3 protein-coding genes are annotated in these 1975 nt (G+C 63.2%); 2 read left to right on the top strand and 1 reads right to left on the bottom strand.

Annotated elements, in window-relative coordinates:
• Positions 1-29 precede the first annotated feature (29 nt).
• Positions 30-386 carry a hypothetical protein gene (locus C1877_RS15020; RefSeq protein ID WP_015538638.1) on the bottom strand — a complete coding sequence of 119 codons (357 nt, stop codon included), beginning with the start codon at positions 384-386 and terminating at the stop codon, positions 30-32.
• A gap of 287 nt (positions 387-673) precedes the next feature.
• On the opposite strand from C1877_RS15020, the gene C1877_RS15015 reads away from it, so the two are divergent.
• Together C1877_RS15015 and C1877_RS15010 are read left to right on the top strand one after the other, a co-directional pair.
• Positions 674-1294 (top strand): recombinase family protein, encoded by a 621-nt coding sequence (locus C1877_RS15015; RefSeq protein ID WP_114569520.1) that lies wholly within the window; start codon positions 674-676, stop codon positions 1292-1294.
• 254 nt (positions 1295-1548) lie between these two features.
• A partial coding sequence (locus C1877_RS15010) for a transcription termination/antitermination NusG family protein (protein WP_114569519.1) occupies positions 1549-1975 on the top strand: 427 nt, incomplete at its 3' end.

The following is a 1975-nucleotide window of genomic DNA, read 5'->3' as shown; positions in this document are numbered from 1 at the left end:
GGGGGGGGGGGGGGGGGGGGCTTCATTGTCTACCTTACGATGTTCGTTTGGACAACGGGGCTCTTGATGAAAATACCCGAGGCGGCGTTCGAGGCGGTCGTCGTCTGCGAGCTGCCGAGATGATTCTCCATGAGATCGCACCAAGATGAGAGGAGCTGGTTGAAGTCGGGGTCTCCCTTTGCCAACTTGGCCGCTTTTGCGGCGAGCTTGTCGGGATCGGCCCAAGAGCCCATCGCCTTCAACTCGTTTTCATCCATATCTTCCTTCCGCCCTGCGAGTTTCTTGAACAGGGCGATGGTGGCCGCGCCCAAGGCGGACCCGAAAGCAGAGAGGCTGCCGCTCGCGAGGCCGTCGAGGCATGCTTGCATGAGGCTGGGCAAATCCATGGCCCTCCCTTTCACCGTGTGTGGATGTTCTTTCATTGTATGGTCGCTTAGTCATCATTGCAAGGCTCTGATCGGGCGGGAGCGGCAGGCACGCCGTGAGGATACTGCTCGATTGCACTAAGGGGAGTTTGGCGCCCTGCGCAAAGCTTCGGTAGTTCGGGTAAAGCCGAATTTCGCGATAATGAATCTCGTGCCGACCGGCCGTGCGCCCGCCGGCATCTCTTTTGGCGGCCGATGGCAAAGCGGCCCGGAGGGGGCTCGCTTTGACGGGAACGATGGGGTGAACGATGGAGCGAGAAGGAATCGTGTACGGGTATGCGCGCGTGTCGGCGAAGGACCAGAAGCTCAGGCGGCAGATCGACGCCTTGACGGATTTCCCCGTTGCCGAGGGCTGCATCTACGCCGACAAGGCGAGCGGGAAGGACTTCGAGCGGCCGGAGTACCGCAAGCTGGTCAAGCGCCTTAGGCCTGGCGACGTGATGGTGGTGAAGAGCATCGACCGGCTGGGGCGGAACTACGACGAGATCCTCAAGCAGTGGCGCATTCTCACGAAGGTGAAGCGGGCGTTCGTCGTGGTGCTTGACATGCCGCTTCTCGACACGCGCAACGACCAGCACGGCATTACCGGCGTGTTCCTGGCCGACGTGGTGCTGCAGCTGCTCAGCTATGTTGCGCAACTTGAGCGCGAGAACATCCGGCAGCGCCAGGCGGAGGGGATCGCGGCGGCTCGGGCGCGTGGCGTGAGGTTCGGCCGGCCGGCCATCGAGGTGCCGAGCGCTTATCGGCCGATCAAGACCGCATACCTATCGGGCCAGATCACACGCAAGGAAGCGGCAGAGCGCCTCGGCGTTTGCCCCCGGACGTTCGACCGGTGGCTGAAAAGGGACGCCGAGGGGGAAGTCGCTTAGCGCTTATGGCAACCGGGGTGTTGAATAACCCGCTCGGCATGGTTTTCGTTGCCAAAACGTAGACTTTTTGTCTCACGTAACACTTGCTCGCCCTCACATACAAGGGCACCCATCCGACCTGCTGTTTCTCTTTCGAATGAGATTATCGGGCATCTCCGCCAAAAAGTCTACGTTCTTGCGGCCGTCGGTGCGGCAGTAACGTGCACCGACGGTCGCAGCATCCGATCATGCGAGCGAGCATGGGAGAGGACGTAATGGCAACGGAGGCACGGCAGCGCGAGGGTTTGCCGACGGGTTTCCTGTCGGAAGGGCCGTCGCGAGACGGCGACCTGCGCTGGTACGCCATCCATGTGCCCGAAGGCCGCGAGGACGCGGTGGCGGGCAAGTGCCGACAGCTCCTCGGCTCCGACCTCGTGGAGGACTGCTTCGTTCCCAAGTACGAGCGGTACATGAAGCGCGAGGGCGCCTGGCGCATCGTCGTGCACCCCATGTTCAGCGAGTACGTGTTCGTTTCCACGCGCGACGTGCGCGCGCTTGCCAAGGCGCTCGGGCAACTGTCGTTCCCGGCACCGCTCGTGGGCAGGCGGGGCCGCACCTACGCGCCGCTCTCGCCGAGCGTGCAGGCGTGGCTCGAGTCGGTCCTCGACGAGGCGCACGTGCTGCGCGCGAGCGAGGGCCGCA

The sequence above is a fragment of the Gordonibacter pamelaeae genome, assembly GCF_003340385.1.
Classification (GTDB): Bacteria; Actinomycetota; Coriobacteriia; order Coriobacteriales; family Eggerthellaceae; genus Gordonibacter; species Gordonibacter pamelaeae.
Note: the sequence above shows the minus strand (reverse complement) of the source record. Positions and strands in the feature narration are given on the sequence as shown.